This window comes from Pseudomonas sp. P105 (assembly GCF_032614175.1).
GTDB classification, from domain to species: Bacteria; Pseudomonadota; Gammaproteobacteria; order Pseudomonadales; family Pseudomonadaceae; genus Aquipseudomonas; species Aquipseudomonas rhizophila.
This window is the reverse complement of record NZ_CP126693.1, coordinates 138876-159629: the sequence shown is the minus strand read 5'-3', so window position 1 is coordinate 159629 and position 20754 is coordinate 138876. Positions and strand designations below refer to the sequence as shown.

The window sequence follows — 20754 nt, the reverse complement described above, 5'->3', positions numbered from 1 at the left end:
CGGCGTGGGTCAAGGCGTACATGGACGGGAGGCAACTGCGACAGCATGCGATGATCGACTGTCACAGCGTTCCGGCCACAAGAAACAGAACGGGTAAAACGCGCAAAGGGACAGCGCTCTCGTGCCCTTTGCGCTTGCAGCAGGATCAGATACCGAGGCAGAGGTATTTGATTTCCAGGTAATCCTCGATTCCGTACTTGGAGCCTTCACGGCCCAGACCGGAGGCCTTGATGCCGCCGAACGGCGCGACTTCGTTGGAGATCAACCCGGTGTTGACGCCAACCATGCCGTATTCCAGGGCTTCGGCCACGCGGAACACACGGCCCAGGTCGCGGGCATAGAAGTACGAGGCCAGGCCGAACTCGGTGTCGTTGGACATCGCGATCACTTCGGCTTCGTCTTTGAAGCGGAACAGCGGCGCCAACGGGCCGAAGGTCTCTTCCTTCGCCACGGCGGCACTCGAGGGTACGTTGGTCAGGATAGTCGGCTCGAAGAAGTTGCCTTCCATGGCCTTGCCGCCAGCCAGCACGGTCGCGCCTTTGCTGACCGCATCAGCGATGTGCTCTTGCACCTTGGCAACCGCTTTCTCGTCGATCAACGGACCGGTGGTGGTGCCATCTTCCAGACCATTGCCGATCTTGAGCTTGGCGACTGCCACTTTGAGTTTTTCAGCGAAGGCGTCGTACACCGAATCCTGGATGTACAGACGGTTGGCGCAGACGCAGGTCTGACCGTTGTTGCGGTATTTGGAAATGATTGCGCCTTCGACGGCCTTATCCAGGTCCGCGTCGTCGAACACGATGAACGGCGCGTTGCCGCCCAGTTCCAGGGAGACTTTCTTGATGTCCTTGGCACATTCGGCCATCAACTGACGACCGATTTCGGTCGAGCCGGTGAACGACAGCTTGCGCACGATCGGATTGCTGGTCAGCTCGCCGCCGATGTCGCCGGCACTGCCGGTAACCACGCTCAGCACGCCCTGCGGGATGCCGGCACGGTGGGCCAGCTCAACCAGCGCCAGCGCCGAGAACGGGGTTTGCGAAGCCGGCTTGATGACCATGGTGCAGCCCGCGGCCAGAGCCGGGCCGGCCTTGCGGGTGATCATCGCAGCCGGGAAATTCCATGGGGTAATGGCAGCAGTCACACCGATTGGCTGCTTGATCACGATCAGGCGCTTGTCGGGCTGGTGGCCAGGAATCACATCACCGTAGATGCGCTTGGCTTCTTCGGCGAACCATTCGATAAACGAGGCGGCGTAAACAATTTCGCCCTTGGCTTCGGCAAGCGGCTTGCCTTGTTCCATCGTCATCAGGCGGCCGAGGTCGTCCTGGTTTTCGATCAGCAATTCGTACCAGCGGCGCAGCTTGTTGGCGCGCTCTTTGGCGGTGAGGGCGCGCCAGGCCGGCAACGCCTTGTCGGCGGCTTCAATCGCCCGCCGGGTTTCGGCAGCGCCCATCTTCGGCACAGTGCCCAGCACTTCACCCGTTGCCGGGTTGGTAACCTTGATCGTCTGACCATTGTCCGCGTCGACCCAAGCGCCATCGATAAAGGCTTGCTGGCGGAACAACTGGGTGTCTTTAAGCTGCATGTCGGCTTTCCTTAACAGCACCGCGCGCACGCGGAGCGAATTAGATTTGTAGAAAGGCGCCCCAAGGGCTGCCGTCAGGGAAATCATCCACCGGGCTGAAGCACAGAAATAACGCACATAAGCACAGACGTGCGGTTCAGCACCCAGACAAGAGCGTTTGAAATCTCAAACGAATCCTAGGGCCGATGGGGGGGAAGGACAATAGGCTGTTCGAAAAAAAGAACGAAAAACCTGAATTTGCCTGCTTTTTCTGATCAGCGTAGCCCATGCCCGCCTATGCTTATGAAAACACCGGCAAATCAGCAGCATGGACGCCCGCATTGCATATGAGTATCATGGCGCCCGCGTCGCACCAGTAGCTCAGCTGGATAGAGTACTGCCCTCCGAAGGCAGGGGTCGTGGGTTCGAATCCCGCCTGGTGCACCATCTGCAGAATCAAAAGCCCCAGGTCTTGCGACCTGGGGCTTTTTTGTGGACGCTGATTTCACTCAACGCTTGCGCAACGCCTCCAACCGCGCCGGCAAGTCCTCCTTGGGAAAGCGCTGATGCAGCGCCAGCAGCTTTTCATCAGCAGCCTTGTCCTCACCCGCCTCGCGCAAGCGCAGGATTTCCAGCAGTTCCTGCTCCAGCGACGGCCGTGCAGCGGGCACGCGTTTGCTCATTTTCGCCGCAGGCTTTTCCGCCTGGGCCTGGTCAGCGCTTGCCGGGGCTTGAGCGATTTCGCCCTGGGGTGCTGCCATGCGAGCTATCGGCGCGGGAGCGGACATGGCGGGCGGCGGTGCGGCGGCGACGGCGGACTCCTGTCGATTGGCGGAAAACTCCATCGGAGCTGGCGCAGACAGGTCGCTCTGAGGTACTGGCAAGCGAACCACCAGACCGATCATCAACGCGACACCGGCGACCGTGGCGAATGCCATCTGCCAGCGCGGCCGTTGGCAGGCCTGTAGCCAGCGTTTCCACAAACTGGGCGTAGGCGTCGGGGCTTCGCGACGGGCGGCAGCCAGGATGAAGGCATCCAGGGACGCGGGCGGTTCGCCGCTGGTGTGTTGGCGAAAATGCTCGATCAGGGCTTCATCAGTGGAATTCGAGGTCTGTTTGGAATCAATCATGCGGGTACCTCCTCGGCCAGCAGTCGATGCAATTTCTGCTGGGCGTAACGCAAGCGGCTTTTTACCGTTTCCAGCGGGGCGCCGGTCAGGGCGGCGATCTGCGGCAGCTCCAGGTCGCCGTGCAGTCGCAGCAGGAAGACTTCCCGCTGGTCTTCGGGCAAGGCTTGCAACGCGGCGTCCAGGCGGGCCTGATCGCGACTCAGGCTCACCTGCTGTTCGGGGTTGCTGGTGTCGTCGGGCTGGACATGAACCTGTTCGTCGTAACTGTCGTGCAGCGGGTTGCGGACACCGTGTTTGCGCCAGTGATCAATCAAGCGGTTGCGGGCAATCTGGAACAACCATGTACGAAAACTCGCCCGTCCTTGTGGCTGGGTAGTGCTGCGGATCAGGCTGAGCCAAGTGTCCTGGAAGACTTCCTCGGCCAGTTCGGCTTTGTTGCTCAAGGACACCAGAAAACGATATAGCCCCTGTCGATGGCGGGCGTACAGGACTTCAAAACACGCCCCGTCGCCATCGCGGTAGCGGGCCAGCAGCGATTCGTCGCTGGGACAATCATGCGGAGCGGGCATGTCGGTGACGAACTCCTTTGCGGTTAACACAGTTCTGGCAGGCGACAAGAGAATACCGTGGGAGCGAGCCTGCTCGCGATTGCGTCGGATCAGTCAATAATGATCGTGATCGATCCACCGCTATCGCGAACAGGCTCGCTCCCACATTTGATCCTCGTCGTGGTCAGGATCAGCGCTCAAGGCTCTGCGCGAGTTCCACCAACTGGACAAATTCGGCGCGCAGCCCAAACGGATCATCGCCCCGGGCGGAACGGGCCAATTGCGCGGTGTCCTTCAAGCTCATCGTCCCAGTGTAGCGGCCATCCCCCTTGAGCTGTTGGGCGAAGGCGGCCACAGCGGCCGAGAAGCGCAAGTCATCGCTGGCCTTGTCATTTTTTTGCGTACTGGCGACAGGATGCTCGATCAATCGGCTGCTCCCGCCCTCAACGGGCTTGTAGCGCACGCGCAGCATCGCCAACTCCCCTGTCTCGTCGCCCAGCTTAGGTGTGCTCGCATAACGCAACGGTTCCAACCAGCCCTGCTCGCCTTTCGGAACAATTTCATACAACGCGGTCACTGTGTGCCCAGCACCGATTTCGCCCGCATCAACCTTGTCGTTGTTGAAATCCTCACGCTTGAGCGCACGGTTCTCATACCCCAACAGCCGATACTCACTGACCTGAGCGGGGTTGAACTCCACCTGCAACTTCACATCCCGCGCCACCACCGCCAGGGTTGAGCTGAGCTGGTCGACCAATACCTTGCGCGCTTCAAGCAAGTTGTCGATGTAGGCGTAATTGCCATCACCGGCATCGGCCAATTGCTCCATCAGATGCTCATTGTAGTTATCCACACCGAAGCCCAGCGTGGTCAGGGATACACCGCTTTTACGCCGGTCCACCGCCATTTGCTTGAGGCTGTCGAAGTCACTGACGCCGACATTGAAGTCGCCATCGGTGGCCAGCAGAATGCGATTGATGCCTTTGTCGATAAAGCTATCCTGAGCCATCTGATAGGCCAGCTCGATACCCGACGCACCTGCGGTGGAACCGCCGGCGTCCAACTGATCGATTGCGTTGCGGATCTTGACCTTGTCGCGGCCCGAGGTCGGCTTAAGCACCACCCGGGATTCGCCGGCGTACACCACCAGAGACACCCGGTCCTGCTCGCGCAATTGCTCCACCAATAACTTCAGGGTGCTCTTGACTAGCGGCAGGCCCTCGCGTCGGTCCATGGAGCCGGAAACATCCACCAAAAACACCAGGTTGGCCGGTGCTAGGTCCACCACGGCGCGATCGCTCGCCTTGATGCCAATACGCAACAGGCGCGTGTGAGGGTTCCATGGCGACGGGGCCACTTCAGTGGTCACGCCGAAGGGAGAACCGTCGGTGGGCACGGCATAGTCGTAAGGGAAATAGTTGACCATTTCCTCCAGTCGCACGGCGCCTTCGGGCGGCAGGCTACCTTGATTGAGGAAACGTCGCACATTGGCATAGCTGCCGGTGTCGACATCGACGCTGAAGGTCGAGACCGGCGTTTGGGCAACACTATGAATAGGATTGTCCTGCAGTTTTTCATACTGCTCGCGGGGCTCGGCGCGGTAATCCCCCGCGACAGCATCGGTCCTCACCCTTGGCGAGGGCATCGAAACCGGAGCGGCCATACGCTTGACCAGAGGCTCGCGCACGTTAGCAACTTCGCTTTGCCGCACCGGGGCGGGGGACGCAGACGGTGGTTCGGCCGGCGTGGCAGCCTCCCGGGACGAAGACAACCCACAACCGGCCAATGCCACCAGCAAGGTCACGGCGAAGCCCTGGGCTGCAGGACGTAGGAATGAAGGAGGACGGGACATGGGTTGAACCTCGTGAATGAATGATCCGTTCACAAGGTCAGACGCGAGGCACTCGTGGTTCGGGTTAACGACCACGAGATTTTTAATATGCGAGCATGCCTAACGGGACGGAATGGCCCGCAGGTCGTCGGCGATAAAGCGGCTCAGTTGGCCGGTGTAAAAGCCTTCGACATCCGAGTTACCTCTGTTGGTCAGAGCGCCCACCATGCTTCTCATGTTCTGGAATTGCCCGATCGCGCCGCCCGGCATCAGGCCCTGCCGGGCCTGGGCAAAGTGCAAAACCTCTGCGCCGGCCTTCTTCACCTTGACCTGATAGCTGAAATCGACACTGGCGAGGAATGTGCCATCGGCGACGATTTTGCTCATGAAGCCACCTTGGGTATCTTGAATACGTCGCGCGTAGACGCCATTGACGTCCAGCAGATAGTCGGCGGTTTCCTTGCTGGAGGCATAGCGATTGTCCTCGAGCAGGCGGCCGATCAGGTCGGTGTGCAATTGCTCACGGACCTTTTCGTCAGGCAAAAAGCGATCGTTCTTGCCTACGACTTCAACGTCGAAGGTGTCGATCCAGAAGGTGGCGGTCTTGGGGATCGTTACCGGAGTGGCGGAAACGTAGTAATCGGGTTTGGAGGCACAGCCCGCCATAAGGCAGAGGGCCAGGAATATGGCAAAAACGCGCATGTCTGAATTCGTCCCTGAAAGGTAGTGGCATAGTGACAGCGGCATTCTACGGAGTTTGGACGGGTTCTCAAGTTTTGGCGGCAGCGGATGGCGGCAAAACCCCGGCCGCTGCAGACCGGGGCGATTTTATGGGTGCGGCTTCCGGATAACAGTTGCAGACCGCGTCACTCCCCCGCCATCTCTACCACCGTCTTCCCTTGCCCACGCACCTGAGCTACTTGCGCAAACGCCTCATTCACGTCTCCCAGGCCAAACCGATGTGGGTCTACCTTGATGCGCAGCACCCCGGCCTCAACCAAAGCCGCCGCTTTGCGCATTATCCGACCATGGTGCTCGCGCCCCTTGCCGGTCAGCAACGGCATCAAGGTAAACACCCCGGAATAACTCGCCCCCTTGAACGACAACGGTGCCAGGCTGTGTTGTCCCCAGCCCAGACAGCTGAGTACGTGGCCGGTATAGGTTTTCACTGCGTTGAAGGACGCATCCAGTGTCGAGCCGCCGACGGTGTCGTAGACGATGTCGAAACCTTCGCCATCGGTGTGCAGGCCCACATAACTGTCGGTGTCCTGCGCCCGGTAGTCGATAGGGGTCGCGCCCAGTTCACGGATGAAATCCAGGCTGGTGGCCGAGCCGGTGGCATAGACCTCGGCGCCGCGGGCCTTGGCAATTTGCACGGCCATTTGACCGACGCCGCCCGCGCCGCCGTGGATCAGCACTTGTTGGCCGGCCCGAACATTTGCCCGGTCTACCAACCCTTCCCAGGCGGTGATGAAGACCAATGGCAAGGCTGCCGCTTCGCGCATGCTCAACGAACCGGGCTTGAGCGCAATCAGGTGAGCATCGACGGCAATGTATTCGGCCAGCGCACCCTGGGCGCCGCCGATGCCGCCGGCCATGCCGAACACGTCATCGCCGGGGGCGAAATCGTGCACGCCCTCTCCCAGCTCAACGACTGTTCCGGCCAGATCGATGCCCAGTACGGCGGGCAGCGGCTGGCGGGCATGAGCGCCGCCACCTGCCGCGATCTTGGTATCCAGAGGATTGATCCCTGCGGCGTGAACCCTGATCAATACCTGTCCTTTGCCGGGAACAGGCCGGGGGATGTGGCGAACGACCAGCGGAGCCTGAGCGGTTTGGGCAATGGCGGCGAACATGGTGTTGTTCATGACGGTAAACCTCCAATGAGTGGGTGAGTACATGTTGCGGCCGTCGATGCATTCCGATAAGTAAGCAACTATGGATAGGATTTATTCCAACCAGAGGCCAAATCCAGATGGATCTATTCGACGCGATGCAGATGTTCGTGCGAGTGGTAGAGCGCGGTTCGTTCTCGGCGGTCGCCCGGGAGCTGAACCTGGGTCAACCAGCGGTTAGCAAGCAGATCCGCGCGCTGGAACAACACCTTGGCGGTGCGTTGTTTGCCCGCAGTACTCGCCATCTCGCGCTGACCGACCAAGGCCAGCGCTTCTATATCCACAGCAAGGAAATACTCAGCAGCCTCGACACGGCCCGGCTCAGTTTCACCCGTGGCCAGGAGCAGATCGCCGGCCCTTTGCGTGTGGCCGCCCCGGTGAGTTTCGGGCGGCTGTGCATTGCGCCCTTGATGAGGGAGTTTTTGGCGCGCCATCCACAGGTTCAAATCGACCTGAAACTGAACGACCAAAATGAAGATGTGCTGAAAGAAAACATCGACGTCGCCATTCGTATCGGCGTGGTGAAAAACGAAGGGCTGGTCGCGGTTTCCCTCGGCGATAGTCCGCGCCGGGTGTATGCCGCTCCCGCCTACCTGCAACAACACGGCACCCCGCTGGAGCCGGCGGATCTTGCCCGCCACAATTGCTTGGGCTTCACGCTGCTGGAGCATTACGACGTTTGGCGTTTCGACCAGCAGGACAAACAGCACCGAGTGACGATCAAGGGCAATGTCACCAGCAACAGCAGCGAGGCAATTCGCGAGATGGTTCTTAGCGGGCTGGGCATTTCGCTTTCACCGCAGTGGTTATTCGCCGCGGATGTTCGCCAGGGAACCGTGTCCAGCCTGCTGGAGGCTTATCAACCCGTAGCGCTGCCCATCAGCGCCGTGTTCAGCCAAGACCGGCGCCGCTCGGCAAGAACTCGCGCCTTTGTGGATTTTCTGCGCGAGCGTCTTTGAGCAGCCGGTTATGCGTAACGAACCTGACTGATATCAATCGCCACCAGCAATTCCCCCTCCACCGCCTGATCGTCCGCATCCCGCCGATACGCCCGGCGCTTGCTGGGCATGCACAGCCCATCGGCCTTGATGTAGTCCTCCACATACTGGGCCGCCGGCAGGCCACCGCTCACGTCCACGGTGTAATCATGCCGGCGCAGCAGATAGTCATCGCCAAAGTAGAAGTCCTGGACCGGGCAGTGAGTGGCGAGGGTGTCCGGGAAGTTCACCCGCAAGCGGCGCCAGACCTGGCCACCTTCCTTCCAGGGTTCCAGCTCCTGGCTGGTGACACCCGGAAAAGTAAACAGGAACGGCATGGTCAGGTAGGACCAGAGCGCATATCCATTGAAGTAGGCACGGTGAAGCGGATCCCACGGAGTGGTTTGCTCGTGCTTGAAGAACGAAGCCCTAGGGTCCGAACGCTCAGCGATCACTTTGCCCTCGGTGGTTTCGATGGCGATGCGATCAGGCGTGAAGGCGGTGCGCTGGTTCAGCGCACCGAACGGCATGACCGAGGCGCGCTGTTCATGCAGCCAGACAGTCATCTGCCGGGGTGCATTGTCTTGCGTTAACCCCTTCATGGCCCACAACGAACCGCCGGTCACAAGGGTGACCTGGACAGTGTTGAAAGTGTTCCAGCGCTCGAGACCGCCGTGGGCAATCAGGACTTGTTCCAGCAGGTCGTGCTTGTGCGCCTTCATGATGGCCGTCCTCCTCGAGTTGGAAACGGGGTCATTCATGAGTGTAGTCGTGCACCTGGGGCAGAGTCCTTACGATTCACAGGCCAACGAGGCCTGCGCGGTCTTCGAATGCCGGGCGGGAAAATACGCCGCCGCAGCCACACCCACCGCGCCCATCACCACGCAATACCCCACGCACACCCATGGGCTCCACGGCACCAGTGCGATCAGCACCAAAGGCGTCACGCTGGCCCACAAGGCATAGGCAATGTTGTAGGTGAACGAGATGCCGGACACGCGGATTTTCGGCGGAAACAGGCTGACCATCACCGATGGCACCGCGCCAACCACGCCGCAACCCAGGCCCGCCACAGCGTAGGCCAGGCCCAGCCAGGCGCCGCCGCTGATCAGGCTGGCGTAGAGCACGGCGATGCCCATCGGCAACAGCAGGCTGTAGAGCATGACAGTGCGCCAGGCGCCGATGCGGTCGACGATGAGGCCGGCCAGAACGCAGCCGATGTTCAGGAAGACGATGCCCAGACTGCTCAAAGCGAACGTGTGACTGGGGGTCATGCCGAAACTTTTTTGCATAACGGTCGGGGTGATGACCACGAACACCACCACGGCGGACGTCAGCACGCAGGTGAGGATGGCGGCGGGCAACAAGGCGTGGCGATGGTCCCGCAGCACGGTGCGTAGCGGCAGTTCCGTCGCACCTTCGCGCTTGGCTTGCAGGGCCATAAAGATCGGCGTTTCGCTCAGCCAGCGACGCAGCCAGACGCCGATTACACCGAAGACCCCACCCAGCAGGAACGGCAAGCGCCAGGCGTAATCGAGAATTTCTGCTGCCGTGAATATCTGCGCCAGCGCCGTGGCGGTCAGGGCGCCCAGCAAATAGCCGAAGGTCAGACCAGCCTGGAGGAAACCCAGTGCGTAGCCGCGATGCCGCAGCGGTGCATGTTCGGCCACGAACACCCAGGCGCTCGGTACTTCGCCGCCCACCGCCGCGCCTTGCAGGATGCGCAGCGCCAGCAGCAACAACGGGGCGAAATAGCCGATTTGCGCGTAAGTCGGCATCACGCCGATAAGCAGGCAGGGCAAGGCCATCATCAGGATGCTCAGGCTGAACACCCGCTTGCGCCCCAGGCGATCGGCGAAGTGCGCCATGAGGATGCCGCCCAGGGGGCGTGCCAGGTAGCCGGTGGCGAAAATCCCGAAACTTTGCAACAGGCGTAGCCATTCGGGCATTTGCGGCGGGAAGAACAGTTGGCTGAGCACCAGGGCGAAGAAGACGAAGATGATGAAGTCGTAGATTTCCAGCGCGCCACCCAGGGCGGCGAGGCCCAGGGTTTTGTAGTCGGATCGGCTGAATCGGGCGTCTGGCAGATGAGTTGTGGCAGTCATGGGCAGATTTAAACAAGAAAAGTTTTTGAGAAGGACGGTTCAGGCGTCTTGGCCGTCGTCCATGGGCTGTGCCGGTGGTTGGTCTGGCTCAGCGTCTTCGGCCTCTTCAGCAGGCAGGAAATCCTTGCGGCTCTGGGCGATGGCCCGGCGTATTTCGTCGCCTTTGGTGGGGCAGTTCTTGAGGCGGGCGATGCCGTCGGGTTTCTGCGTCATCGCCATCCTCCGGTATGAATGAACAGGGGCTCGATAGTGCTCGCTTTTGGCGCGTGATGCCAATTTTGTGGTTGAGGGTTGCTGCCCGACCCAGCGGGAGCAAGCTCCCTGGCCACAGGGAGCTGTTGCTTGGATTAGCGGTGGTAGCGACGCACTACGCTGCTGTTGCGCAAGACGTGACCGTTGATTCTTTCCATCAGTTGAGGGCGTGTGAGGCCGGCTGGCAGGGCGTGCGGGGGCAGGTCGAGCGCGTATATCTGAATCAGGTAATGATGAGCGCTGTCGCCAATGGGCGGACAAGGGCCAATGTAGCCGCGGGTGTTTTTACTGTTGGTGCCACTTATGCCTTCAAGGGCGGACTGGGTGCCCATGCCCGTCGGGATTTGCCGCGTGCTGGCCTTGATGCCGTAATGAACCCAGTGGTCGACGCCCTGGCCTTTCTGGCCGTCCGGGTCGTGCATGACAATGGCGTAGCTGAGGGTGCCAGGCGGGCCCGCTGTCCAGCTCAAGGCCGGGGAAATGTTCTTACCGCCGCAGTTGTTGGCGTCACTGGCGGCCGCCGCGGTGAACAGCCGGTTATCCGACACACCTGGCATGCTGAGGGTGAAACGTTCCTGAGCCTGGGCCGCCCCTTGTGCGCACAGCACGAGGGCGATGGCCGCCAGCCAGGGAGTAAGGGAAGTCGATCGAGTCATACCGGGCACCTTATGCAGATCAGGCCATGGACGGCCTGCGAACTATAGCCGCAGCGCCTGCCAGGTTTCAGTGACAATTACGATGAACTTCGAATCCGCCACATTGATCTGCGTTGACCGTGATTCGCGACATCACCCATCCCCCTGTGGGAGCGAGCCTGCTCGCGATGGCGATGGTTCAGTTGGCATCCATGTTGACTGAAATACCGCTATCGCGAGCAGGCTCGCTCCCACATTTTGATTTGTGCTGACCGTACTCTGTGGGAGCGAGCGCGGAGTTTTGAAGGAAATCTCCGAGGAACTGGAAAGCAACAAGATCAACAATCACAGCCTGCGGCAGCGCTTACACCGAGTGATCGACCGGCAGGTGAATCACCCGGGGCCTTTCCAGTGGTGCCAGTGGCGGCGGTTGCAGTTCCGGGCTCAGCAGATGGAAATGCGCCACGACGTGGCTGATATCACCGTCCTGGTTGTTATGGATGATCTTGGAGCCGGGCCGGCGCAACGTGTCCAGACGCGCGTCGGTCAATTTGAAGCTTTCGCTCAAGCCTTGATCGTCCACCACCGGCGCTGGCAGCCGACGCTGGGCGAAGCTGCGGCTTTTGCGCTGCTGATAGCGCGCCCAGGTAATCAGGATCACCGCGTTGACCAAGGCGATCCAGCCATATATCTGCAACGTCCCGAGCGTGTCCATGAGCGAGCCACCTAGGCGCGGGCCTGCCTGGCTGTCAAACAGGGGCCAGAGCCCGTTGACCAACAGATACAACAGCCCCAGCCACGCCAGCACGGTAAAGAGCGCATCGATGACCACCAGAAAAGGTCTTTGTCGGGTCCTGATAATTTTCATCGGATCACTTCCTCTTCTTCGTCATCGAACGGTTTGATGCCGCGATCCGGGCTGACCCAGCGCGCGCGTTTCTGATGCTGCCCGAACAGCACTTTCGGGAAACTCACCAAGGTGGTGAACAGACTGATCAGCCAGAACACCAATGGGTACCACACCACCCAGAACATGATGTGCCACAAACCCTTTTCGTAACGGCGATCGATCAGGATGCTCACCGCGAACTGCATCAGGCACACCACCGCCAACAGCAACCCGGTGAAGGCCGGCGGCATGAGGTGATCGACCGCGATGGCCGCTGGCATTTCGACGAATTTACCGGCGCCCCAGAAGATCACCGACAGCAGGAACGTGAACGCCCAACCGGTGGACAGGCAATATTCGAACAGCAGCGGCCACAGGTAGCGGTGGCGGTATTGCCAGATGCCGCGGATGTTCTTGAACAGCACTTCGGCCCCGCCCTGGGCCCAGCGCAGGCGCTGCCGCCACAGGCCGCGCAGGGTTTCGGGCATGAGGATCCAGCACAGGGCACGGGGTTCGTAGAAGATGCTCCAGTGGTCCAGTTGCAGCTTCCAGCTGATGTCGATGTCTTCGGTGATCATGTCCGGGCTCCAGTAGCCGACCCGGTGCAGGGCCGTACGACGGAAGGCGACGATCACACCGGAGACGGTGAAGATCCGCCCGAAGACGCGCTGGGTACGCTTGATCAAGCCAATGATCGAGGAGAACTCGCCAACCTGCACCCGGCCGATCAAAGTCGAACGAGTACGGATACGCGGATTACCGGTCACTGCACCGAGGCGGGCATTGTCCAGCATCGGTGCCACCAGGTAGGCGCAAGTGTTGGGTGCCAACAGCGCATCACCGTCGATGCACACCAGGTATTCACTGCGCGCCGCGATGGCGCCCATGCGCAGGGCCACGGCCTTGCCCTGGTTTTCCGCCAGATGCAGCACGCGCAGGCGCGGGTCATCAGCCGCCAGTTGGTCGAGCACTTGCGCGGTGTTGTCTTTCGAGCCGTCGTTGATGGCGATGACCTCGATGTTCGGGTAATGCTGGCCCAGCGCGGCGTGTATGGTATCGGCGACGTTGTCGCCCTCGTTGAAGCACGGAATCAGAATGCTGATCAGCGGTTCCCCGGCCAGCGGCGGCGGCAGGGTGTCGTCCTTCCACGGCCAGTGACGCTCCCAGTGCAGCCAGAAATACAGGCCGCCGGCGATCCACAGCCCGGACATGAACAGCGGGTAAAAGAACACGAAGTCCATCAGGAATTGCCCGGTGACCAGGAAGATCAGGCCCAGGGGCACCCCAAGGACGATCGCCAGCACCAGCAGGGCGAGCAGTCTGTCGAGCATGTCAAGGATTCCACTTGTTGGAGAGCGCCGGCCGCACGGTTTTCACAGCGGGCTGGTCTTCGATGAAGTTGTCCGGGTAGTAGCCGAAACTGGTCACGCCTGAACGCTTGAGGCGTCCCATCCATTCGGCCAATTGTTCGCCGTCGATGTCGCTGACCGGTTTGCTGTGCCAGTCACGGGCCTGCAATTCGAACACCGTGCGCTTGAGCGCACCGGGGCGGGCCTTGACGGTCTCCACCAGGCGCTCAAGCCAGGGACCGGATTGCTCGCGGGTCTGCTTTTCCATCAACGGCATGGCCATCGGGGCCGTCCAGTTGTAGGCACCGAGGAAGTCGTCCAGGTTCTGGGCGAACCAGGCTTCGCTTTCGGGATTGAGCATCGGTTCGGCGAAAATATTGCGCGCTGTCAGCACCTGCGGGCCACGAATCGCGCGGACCTTGGCAGTGAGCTCGTGGGTGAAGTCGATCAGGTAGCGGCTCTTGAAACGGGTCCAGCGCTGCATCGCCGCTGGGTCGTCCCGCAGAGCGGCGATGGACGTCGGCAGGCCGTTGGCGGCATAGACTTTCAGGGCAGCGGGGCCGGCGTCCTCGAAGTCAGAAAACACGGCGTCGTCGTGGTACAGAACGCCGTCCACCGAACTCATCCGCGCCAGGTCTTCGTAGATTTCGCCGATGACCCGCCGCACGCTCGGATCGAAGGGCGACAAACGTACGTACTGATCCGGGTCCACACCCGTGCGGCCGGTTTCCGGGTCCCAACGTTGTACGCGGGGCAGTTTCGAATCCAGGCCAAAACTGAGCACTGGCATCCAGGCGAAGACCTTGGCGTTGGCCCGGGTTTTCAGTTGCCACGCAACCCGATCGAACAGATCGGCCCGTACCGGCAGATGACGGTTGGGAAAGTACAGCGAATGCACCAGACCATCACCTTTCGGATCGGCAAAGGCTTGCAGGAAAACGGTGTTGGCGCCCAGGTCGTAAATGCGCTGGATCAGCTTGCCGACATTGGCTTCCTGCTGCACAGGATCCGGGTCATAGACGTAATCCAGGTCGACATGGACCACCCGCAAGGGGTCCATGGTCTGCACGCCGACGACGCTCTCGGCGAAGTGCGCACCATCCGGATCGGAGGCCACCAGAAAACGCGGGCCACTCATCAGGTTATTGAGGCTGTCCAGACCATCTTCCAGAGTCAGGGCCATTTGGTAGCCTTCGCTGCCAATCACCTGCAAGGCGGTGCCATCGGCGGCACCGTAGGGCCAGACCCACACGCGCGGACTGTAGCCGGTGACCTTGCGGATCTTCTCGGAAATGGCCACCACGTCCTTGCGCTGGCGAGCCTGGAAATCAGCTTCGCTTTCATAACGACCGGTGGCGGGATCGTAGCGCCGGGTCGTCGCCGCCGGTTGCAGGTTGCCTTGCGGGTTGGCCAGTACCCCTTTGTGATTGGCGTCGGTGTGGGCGGCGATTTCCACCAGGCCCGATTTCGAGACCTCGCGAATTTGCTCCCAGGTCAAAAACTCGGAGCGCTTGCGCGGCACTCCAGCGAAGTCCACCGGCTGGTTCGACGGCGTGTCGATCCAACTACCGACCGGGGCCAATAGCGCCGGCCAGTTATAGGCGCGCAGGATCGGCATGACGCGGGTGTAAAAGCTTGAGTAACCGTCGTCAAAACTCAACAACACCGCCCGCGGCGGCAGTTCCGGGCCACCGTTGCGAGCGGTGATGATCTGGTCCACGGTGACCGGCTGGTAGTTGTTTTCCCGCAGCCAAGCCAATTGCTCGATCAGGCGTTCGGTACGCACGGCCACGAGCGCCTGGTCGGGGTCGCGGTCTTCCACGTCGTGATAGGCGATGCCGAGCACATGGTTTTTCGGCCACGGGGCGTCGTTGGCCGCCAGCGGGCGCTGTGAGGGCGGTGTGAACGCCGGGGCTTGCTGGGCACAAGCGCTGATCAGCAAGACCCCCAGCAGAAGGATGAATCGCGAAATGACAGGCATCTTCAAACTCTTCTAGAAGCGGTAGGTGAGGTCGACAAGCAGGCGCAGATCGCTTTCGCGGTCGCCGTCATAGGGGCGGTTGAGCCAACTCAGTGCGGCACCTGCCTCAAGCACGTCGTTCCAGATAAAACGCTGGCCGTAGCTGAGCAGGCCCATGGCACCGGTGCTGTGGTCGCGCTGGCTGTAGGTACCGGCGCCGGCCTGGAACTGCTGACTCCACGTCGTTTCGTAGCGGCGGTACAACACATGATTGGCGCTGACGGTCGGCATGACGCTCAGATCTGACTTGGGGTTGAAGTAGGGGACTTCGTCAGAGCCGCTGTTGCGACTGGCACCCACTTCCAGGCCCAGCTCCACTTGCAGCCGCGGAGCGCTGTAAATGCCTTCGCGACCGGTGAGCAGGGTTTCGAGACGGTTGTTACCGTCACTGAAATGCGATGGGCTGACCGCCAGTTGCCACTCCCGGCTTTCGTGGGCACGCCAGCGAACGAAACCACTGCCGCCGTTGGCGCGGATACCGCTGTTGAGCGCCCGCAGCGGGGTGGCGGCCGAGAGGTAATCCAGGCTGCCACCGTACTGCCAGTGATCGTTGATGTCCCGGGCCACGGCCAGACGTGCCCCCTGCTTGTCACCGGAGCCGTAAGAGTGGTTGGAGACTTCCGCTTCCAGCGTCATGTCACGGGTGCGGCGCTCCACACCCAGACGCTGCCAGCGATGGTGGCCGGTGCCTTCTTCGAAATCGCCGGTGGCGTAACCGACGCCACCGAATAGCCGCCAGTCTTCATTGATGGGTGGGCTGTAGAGCAGCGTTTCAATGCCGAAGTCGCGACTACCGGTGACTGCACCGGCATCGCCGCTGCCGCCGCCATAACTCTTGCCGGTGTAGGCTTCGATACGCAGTTCGGCCATGTCGTGCACTTCGCGCTGGCGTTGCAGGCGTTTGACGTGGGCGTTCTCCGGGTACCGGGCGACCACGTCATCGGTCAGCGCGTCCATCTGCCGCCACTCCTGCAGATCCATGGCGGCGCGGGCCTGGGCGACTTCCAGCTCACGGTTACGCGGGGTCGTGGTCTCGACTTCCTTGAGCAGGCTTTCAGAACGTCGCGGCCATTGCCGGGCCTGGTACAGATCAGCCTGGGCCAGTCGCAACCCGATGTTGCCGGGGCCTTGATTGACCAGGGTCGCCAGACGCGTCTCGGCGGTGGGCAGGTCGGCGCCATATGTGCCGGCCTGAGCGGCGAGTTGTTGTGCGTCCATCCACTCGTCATTGGGGTTGCCGATGGGCAGCCCCTTGAGCTCGACGCGTGGTTGCTGGGATTTGGCCAAGTCTTCAGCCAGGGCACGGGCCTCTTCGGATTTTTCACTTTCCAGCAGTGCGTAGTAGAGCGCGGTGCTGTCTTCGAAGCGGTCCGCCGGATCGGCATCGGGTGCCGTCAGTACCCGGCGGTACAGATCGACGGCAATCTCCGGTTCACGCTGCTCCAGATAGGAGGACGCCACCCAGCGCAAGGCATAAGTGGGAATGGCAACCCCTTCGGCGAGCAGCCTTTGGTATTCAGCAATCACTTCAGCTCGTCGAGCACGGGCGTTCAGGGCGCCGATGCGGTCGATGCGCCAGCGCAGTACATCGTCATGAGCCTCGGCCACCGGAGTCCAGGTGGCGAGCAGTTTGTCGTAATCGGCCAGGGCGCGGTCTGCGATAACGAAGCGATCCTTCTCGCTGCGGCTCGCCATGTCCGCCAGGCGCACCCGTTCAGCCGCAACATCGCCCTCCAGTCGCCGCTGCACGCCCTGATCGATCAACCCGGGTTGCAGACGAGCCAGGCGCAAGGCCGGCTCAGGCAAGCGGGCACGTTGCAGCGCAATGATGTATTCGCGGGCGACCTCGAGATTGTTACCGGCGCGAGTAAAGGCCTGGTCGTATTCGAACAGCGCCTCGTGTGGACTGTTGGCACGGGTCAGGGCATAACCCAAGGCCAGTCGACGCGTCGGGTCCTCAGGTTTGGCTGCAACCATGGTCCTGGCACGACTGACTGCTTCGTCGGGTTTACCGGCGTCGGCCTGGGTTAAGGCCAGACCCAGTTGCAGATGGGGATTCTGAGGTTCGACGATTAAAGCCTGGCGATAGAGCGCGGTGGCCGAGTCCCAACGCTTGAGATTGCGATAGGCACGTGCCGTTGCAGTCAGCGCCGCAACGGGCAGGTCGCGATAGCGGCCTTGGGCTTCATAGACTTTCACCACCTCGGCATCAAAACCGGCCCAGCTGGCAATCTGCAGATGGTCACTGATTTGCGCGGTGCTGGCCTGATCGACCGGGACCTGGCGCAAGGCGGACAATGCAGGCGTGTAATGGCCGGCGCGAGCGTCATGCACCATCTGGTCATAGGCGGTATCGGCAAACGCCAGCACCGGCCAGCACAATTGGCTGCACAGCGCGAGGCGAAACAACGGGCGCAAACCACATTGAATAAAGGGACCCACAGTACGCGGCATTCGTCAGCATCCTTACATGGCCAGCCGGGTCGCAGTGCCCCCTTGCCCATCAAACAGGAAGCCGGATCAAAGGAATCCAGCCAAGCTCTAATGGACCTAGTTTTGCACTCTGGAGCGGGTCGTTTTCCAAAACGCCATAATTCTTCAGAATCGATGCAGATTTTCGCGGGCAAAAAAAACCGGCCTGTGCGCAATGCACAGGCCGGGCTTTGGATGTTGCTCCAGTCGATTACTGGATGGTTACGCCGCCACCCAACTTGTTCATCACAAACGCGGTGAATTGTTCGACTGTCATCTTCTGACCGTTGAAATCAACTTGATTGTTGGCGTAGTGCAGCTTGGTGACCACATCGTTGCCTTCAAGCGTTGCCAGCTCTGTGCCCACCGCCATCGCGCTGAACATATCGCTGGTGGCAGTGGCCTGATCGGCGATCAACTTGGCGTCGGTCTGGCCTTCCATTTGCGCCTGCACGGTCAACAGATCAACCAGCATCGGCTTGGAGACTTTCAAATTGAAATCCAGCAAGGCGAGCAACTGACGACCCAGTTGATCAGGCGGCAGGTCCATGGATTGCGGCTTGGTAAGGTCGATGACCAGCGTCGCGCGGCTTTCGCCATTGGCTGTAGTGAACGACAGATTTTCCAGTGCCACTTGCGGGCCGCCGGCCAGGAGTTTTTCCAGGTCGGCCTTGACCTGCGCCTCCTCAGCCTCGCTCAGCACCAGCTCCGGCGCTGGCTCACCGGCTGCTGCCGCTTCAGCCGCCGCCTGCTCGTAGGGTTGCAGCTTGGTTTGATAGACCTGCATGAGCGACATGGTGGCCGGGATGTCCAGGTTCTTCAGGCTGACCGCCATCTGCGCAGAACCGATAGCCTTATCGTTGAAGGACAACTCACCGACCTTGTAATCAGCACGCCCCGATGCGCTGGTGCCATTTTCGGTGCTGTTGTTCTTCATTTCGAAGTTCTTCAGGCCCAAGACCGACTTCTGCTCACCAAAAGTAGTCTTGCTGTTGCTGAGCATCAAAACGTTATCACCCATGTAATAACCATAAGTGCTCTTGCTCAGGTTGCTGGCGAGCGTCAGGCCGTTGAGCTCGACTTGCACCGGCGTCTGGTCCTCAGCGACGGTGGTCAGCTTGAAGCTGTCCATATAACCGTCAGCCTTGATTTTCTCTGCCTGGGCGCTGGAGGCCAGGTCGATCTTCAGACCAGAGAAACTGAGCTCGGACTGTTCATCCAGCTTGGTGTCCAGGGGCAGCAACTCGAACGTGCCGTGGGTCGACTGGTCGTAGCCCAGGTTGACCACACCTTTGAGCGGCGACTTGTCCTTGGCAGCGACGAACCATTTCTCGGTCAACGGCGTGCGTTCAAGTTCGGTGTGGCTGGTAGCCATGACCGGCAACCATTTGAGCGTCATCAGGCGCGAGAACGGCAGCGGGCCATGTTCGATGTTGTCGACGAACAGCAATTCAACCGGTTCATCACCAAACATCTCGCCTTCACCTTTGAGGCGATAATGGGCGGTGCTGCTGAAAGTCCCACGGTCCAATGACACCAGCTCGATCGAAGCCGTGCCATTTGACCCAGCCAGGGCCGTTTGCATTTGCTTGTTGCTGTCGGCAATGGCGGTTTGCAGCACTCCTTCGAGTTTCGTTCCGGTGTACCAGGCGCCACCCGCGCTGATTGCACCGACGACCACAACGATTCCCAGAAGTACGCTTGCTGATTTATTCATGAGTGATCCGATCATATCCATGGTTGAAAAAGCCGTCGTCTTCCCTGACACCGCTAAGGGTGTGGCTCGACGCCGCGAAGTGGAGGGAGATTACCATCAGGCATGCCAACGGGCCCAATGTTTAAAGGGGGGAAGCGTTTTCTTGAGAGAGGGTCTACGAATATTGAACTTCAATCTCATCGAGTTGATGGTCGAACGTCTTCAGCCGTGCCGTCCAGGTGTACACCAACACTTCGAAATCACGATTGATCACCGTCGCGCCCGATGAGTCCGCGCGAGGATCGCAGAAGTCCAGTTGATAGCGCTCCCGCGCCATAGCGTTAGCGACGTCGCAGAGCTCACGAGCGTTGTTCAGCCAATGCCAGTCGTCTTCGGCGACCTGTTTGTCCAGTGCCGCACATTGGGTCTTCAAGGCCTCGAGACTTTTTTCCAATGGAGTACCGGTGAGTTCACCCATGACTTCCTGGAATGTGCGGCCAGGCTGCCAGTAACTGCCCCAGAAATAACGATCGAAGACCGTTTCGACCCGGCGTAATGCAACCTTGGTATCCCAGATCAGCACCAGAGTCTTACCCTGCTCAAGATGCTTTTTTTTGATGCGTTGCCCTTGGAGCGATGCCCAGGCCACGATTGCGATGGATATCACACCGATCAGCGCAGCCGCGCTATCGAGGAAGATCAGTGCTTTGTCGATCTGGTGAGTCAGCATGACGCCATAGAAATAAGTGGCCGAAAGCAACACCAACGCTGCGAGGGCGCACCAGAAGCCAGGAGCATAAGGGTTTTTCATTATTGGAATCCCCATGACCAGTGACATCGCGGGCCATTTTTCAGATGCCCCGACTATCACAGCATAGCAATGGCCACAGGGTTTGCCGTGTGTGGACAGCAATCATGAGGGGCGATCCGATTACCGGCCCAAAACGACAGAACCCCTGTCTGCATCAGCAGACAGGGGTTCTGGGAATTCAATCTTGACGATGACCTACTCTCACATGGGGAAACCCCACACTACCATCGGCGATGCATCGTTTCACTGCTGAGTTCGGGATGGGATCAGGTGGTTCCAATGCTCTATGGTCGTCAAGAAATTCTGTGACCGGCCCGTTCAACAGCAACGTGCCAGCGAAAATCGATAACTTCTACTAAAACAAAACCCCTACCTGCGTCAGCAGATAGGGGTTTTGGAATTTAATCTTGACGATGACCTACTCTCACATGGGGAAACCCCACACTACCATCGGCGATGCATCGTTTCACTGCTGAGTTCGGGATGGGATCAGGTGGTTCCAATGCTCTATGGTCGTCAAGAAATTCGGTAGCCAGCGCGTGCCTTACGGTCACGTTCCAGCAAATGGGTATGCGAT

At 60.3% G+C, this 20754-nt stretch carries 17 protein-coding genes, 1 tRNA gene and 2 rRNA genes; 2 read left to right on the top strand and 18 right to left on the bottom strand.

Features of this window, described 5'->3' with window-relative positions:
* Positions 1 to 145: 145 nt before the first annotated feature.
* Entirely contained in the window at positions 146 to 1588 is a 1443-nt protein-coding gene (gene gabD / locus QOM08_RS00770) for an NADP-dependent succinate-semialdehyde dehydrogenase (RefSeq protein ID WP_139048765.1), read from the bottom strand.
* Between the two features lie 349 nt (positions 1589 to 1937).
* On the opposite strand from gabD, the gene QOM08_RS00765 reads away from it, so the two are divergent.
* A tRNA-Arg gene (locus QOM08_RS00765) sits at positions 1938 to 2014 on the top strand.
* 62 nt (positions 2015 to 2076) lie between these two features.
* Here the strand turns inward: QOM08_RS00765 and QOM08_RS00760 are convergent.
* The 5 genes from QOM08_RS00760 to QOM08_RS00740 all read right to left on the bottom strand — a co-directional run bounded on the left by QOM08_RS00760 (position 2077) and on the right by QOM08_RS00740 (position 6944).
* On the bottom strand, positions 2077 to 2697 hold the full coding sequence (locus tag QOM08_RS00760) for a hypothetical protein (protein WP_316912431.1): 621 nt from the start codon (positions 2695 to 2697) through the stop codon (positions 2077 to 2079).
* The gene (locus QOM08_RS00755) at positions 2694 to 3266 is read right to left on the bottom strand and encodes an RNA polymerase sigma factor (protein ID WP_316912430.1); all 573 of its coding nucleotides are present in this window, start codon (positions 3264 to 3266) and stop codon (positions 2694 to 2696) included. The genes QOM08_RS00760 and QOM08_RS00755 overlap by 4 nt, the downstream gene beginning before the upstream one ends.
* 169 nt (positions 3267 to 3435) lie before the next feature.
* Positions 3436 to 5097, bottom strand: coding sequence for a vWA domain-containing protein (locus QOM08_RS00750; RefSeq protein ID WP_139048763.1), 1662 nt, complete (start codon positions 5095 to 5097; stop codon positions 3436 to 3438).
* Between the two features lie 99 nt (positions 5098 to 5196).
* Positions 5197 to 5778, bottom strand: coding sequence for a hypothetical protein (locus tag QOM08_RS00745; RefSeq protein WP_139048762.1), 582 nt, complete (start codon positions 5776 to 5778; stop codon positions 5197 to 5199).
* 164 nt (positions 5779 to 5942) lie between these two features.
* A complete protein-coding gene (locus QOM08_RS00740; protein ID WP_139048761.1) occupies positions 5943 to 6944 on the bottom strand; it encodes a zinc-dependent alcohol dehydrogenase family protein in 1002 nt (333 codons plus the stop codon).
* A 107-nt stretch (positions 6945 to 7051) separates the two neighbouring features.
* On the opposite strand from QOM08_RS00740, the gene QOM08_RS00735 reads away from it, so the two are divergent.
* Positions 7052 to 7930, top strand: coding sequence for a LysR family transcriptional regulator (locus QOM08_RS00735; protein WP_107321442.1), 879 nt, complete (start codon positions 7052 to 7054; stop codon positions 7928 to 7930).
* An 8-nt stretch (positions 7931 to 7938) separates the two neighbouring features.
* Here the strand turns inward: QOM08_RS00735 and QOM08_RS00730 are convergent, their stop codons facing one another.
* From QOM08_RS00730 to rrf (QOM08_RS00675), 12 genes are all read right to left on the bottom strand, one after another.
* The gene (locus tag QOM08_RS00730) at positions 7939 to 8670 is read right to left on the bottom strand and encodes a hypothetical protein (protein WP_047230319.1); all 732 of its coding nucleotides are present in this window, start codon (positions 8668 to 8670) and stop codon (positions 7939 to 7941) included.
* A 69-nt stretch (positions 8671 to 8739) separates the two neighbouring features.
* Positions 8740 to 10053 (bottom strand): MFS transporter, encoded by a 1314-nt coding sequence (locus tag QOM08_RS00725; RefSeq protein WP_139048760.1) that lies wholly within the window; start codon positions 10051 to 10053, stop codon positions 8740 to 8742.
* A 39-nt stretch (positions 10054 to 10092) separates the two neighbouring features.
* On the bottom strand, positions 10093 to 10266 hold the full coding sequence (locus QOM08_RS00720; RefSeq protein ID WP_171061296.1) for a hypothetical protein: 174 nt from the start codon (positions 10264 to 10266) through the stop codon (positions 10093 to 10095).
* Positions 10267 to 10400: 134 nt separating this feature from the next.
* Entirely contained in the window at positions 10401 to 10961 is a 561-nt protein-coding gene (locus QOM08_RS00715; protein ID WP_139048759.1) for a YbhB/YbcL family Raf kinase inhibitor-like protein, read from the bottom strand.
* Between the two features lie 343 nt (positions 10962 to 11304).
* The gene (pgaD, locus tag QOM08_RS00710) at positions 11305 to 11808 is read right to left on the bottom strand and encodes a poly-beta-1,6-N-acetyl-D-glucosamine biosynthesis protein PgaD (RefSeq protein ID WP_139048758.1); all 504 of its coding nucleotides are present in this window, start codon (positions 11806 to 11808) and stop codon (positions 11305 to 11307) included.
* On the bottom strand, positions 11805 to 13160 hold the full coding sequence (gene pgaC, locus QOM08_RS00705) for a poly-beta-1,6-N-acetyl-D-glucosamine synthase (protein WP_076383117.1): 1356 nt from the start codon (positions 13158 to 13160) through the stop codon (positions 11805 to 11807). The genes pgaD and pgaC overlap by 4 nt, the downstream gene beginning before the upstream one ends.
* A 1-nt stretch (position 13161) precedes the next feature.
* Positions 13162 to 15159: a poly-beta-1,6-N-acetyl-D-glucosamine N-deacetylase PgaB gene (gene pgaB / locus QOM08_RS00700; protein ID WP_160891509.1), complete on the bottom strand. Its 1998-nt coding sequence runs from the start codon at positions 15157 to 15159 to the stop codon at positions 13162 to 13164.
* Positions 15160 to 15171: 12 nt separating this feature from the next.
* Positions 15172 to 17652, bottom strand: coding sequence for a poly-beta-1,6 N-acetyl-D-glucosamine export porin PgaA (gene pgaA / locus QOM08_RS00695; protein ID WP_139048757.1), 2481 nt, complete (start codon positions 17650 to 17652; stop codon positions 15172 to 15174).
* A gap of 229 nt (positions 17653 to 17881) precedes the next feature.
* Entirely contained in the window at positions 17882 to 19387 is a 1506-nt protein-coding gene (locus QOM08_RS00690; RefSeq protein ID WP_139048756.1) for a YdgA family protein, read from the bottom strand.
* Positions 19388 to 19541: 154 nt separating this feature from the next.
* Entirely contained in the window at positions 19542 to 20177 is a 636-nt protein-coding gene (locus QOM08_RS00685) for a hypothetical protein (protein ID WP_047230327.1), read from the bottom strand.
* Positions 20178 to 20359: 182 nt separating this feature from the next.
* A 5S ribosomal RNA gene (rrf, locus tag QOM08_RS00680) occupies positions 20360 to 20475 on the bottom strand.
* 107 nt (positions 20476 to 20582) lie between these two features.
* Positions 20583 to 20698 (bottom strand): 5S ribosomal RNA (gene rrf, locus QOM08_RS00675).
* Positions 20699 to 20754: the final 56 nt, after the last annotated feature.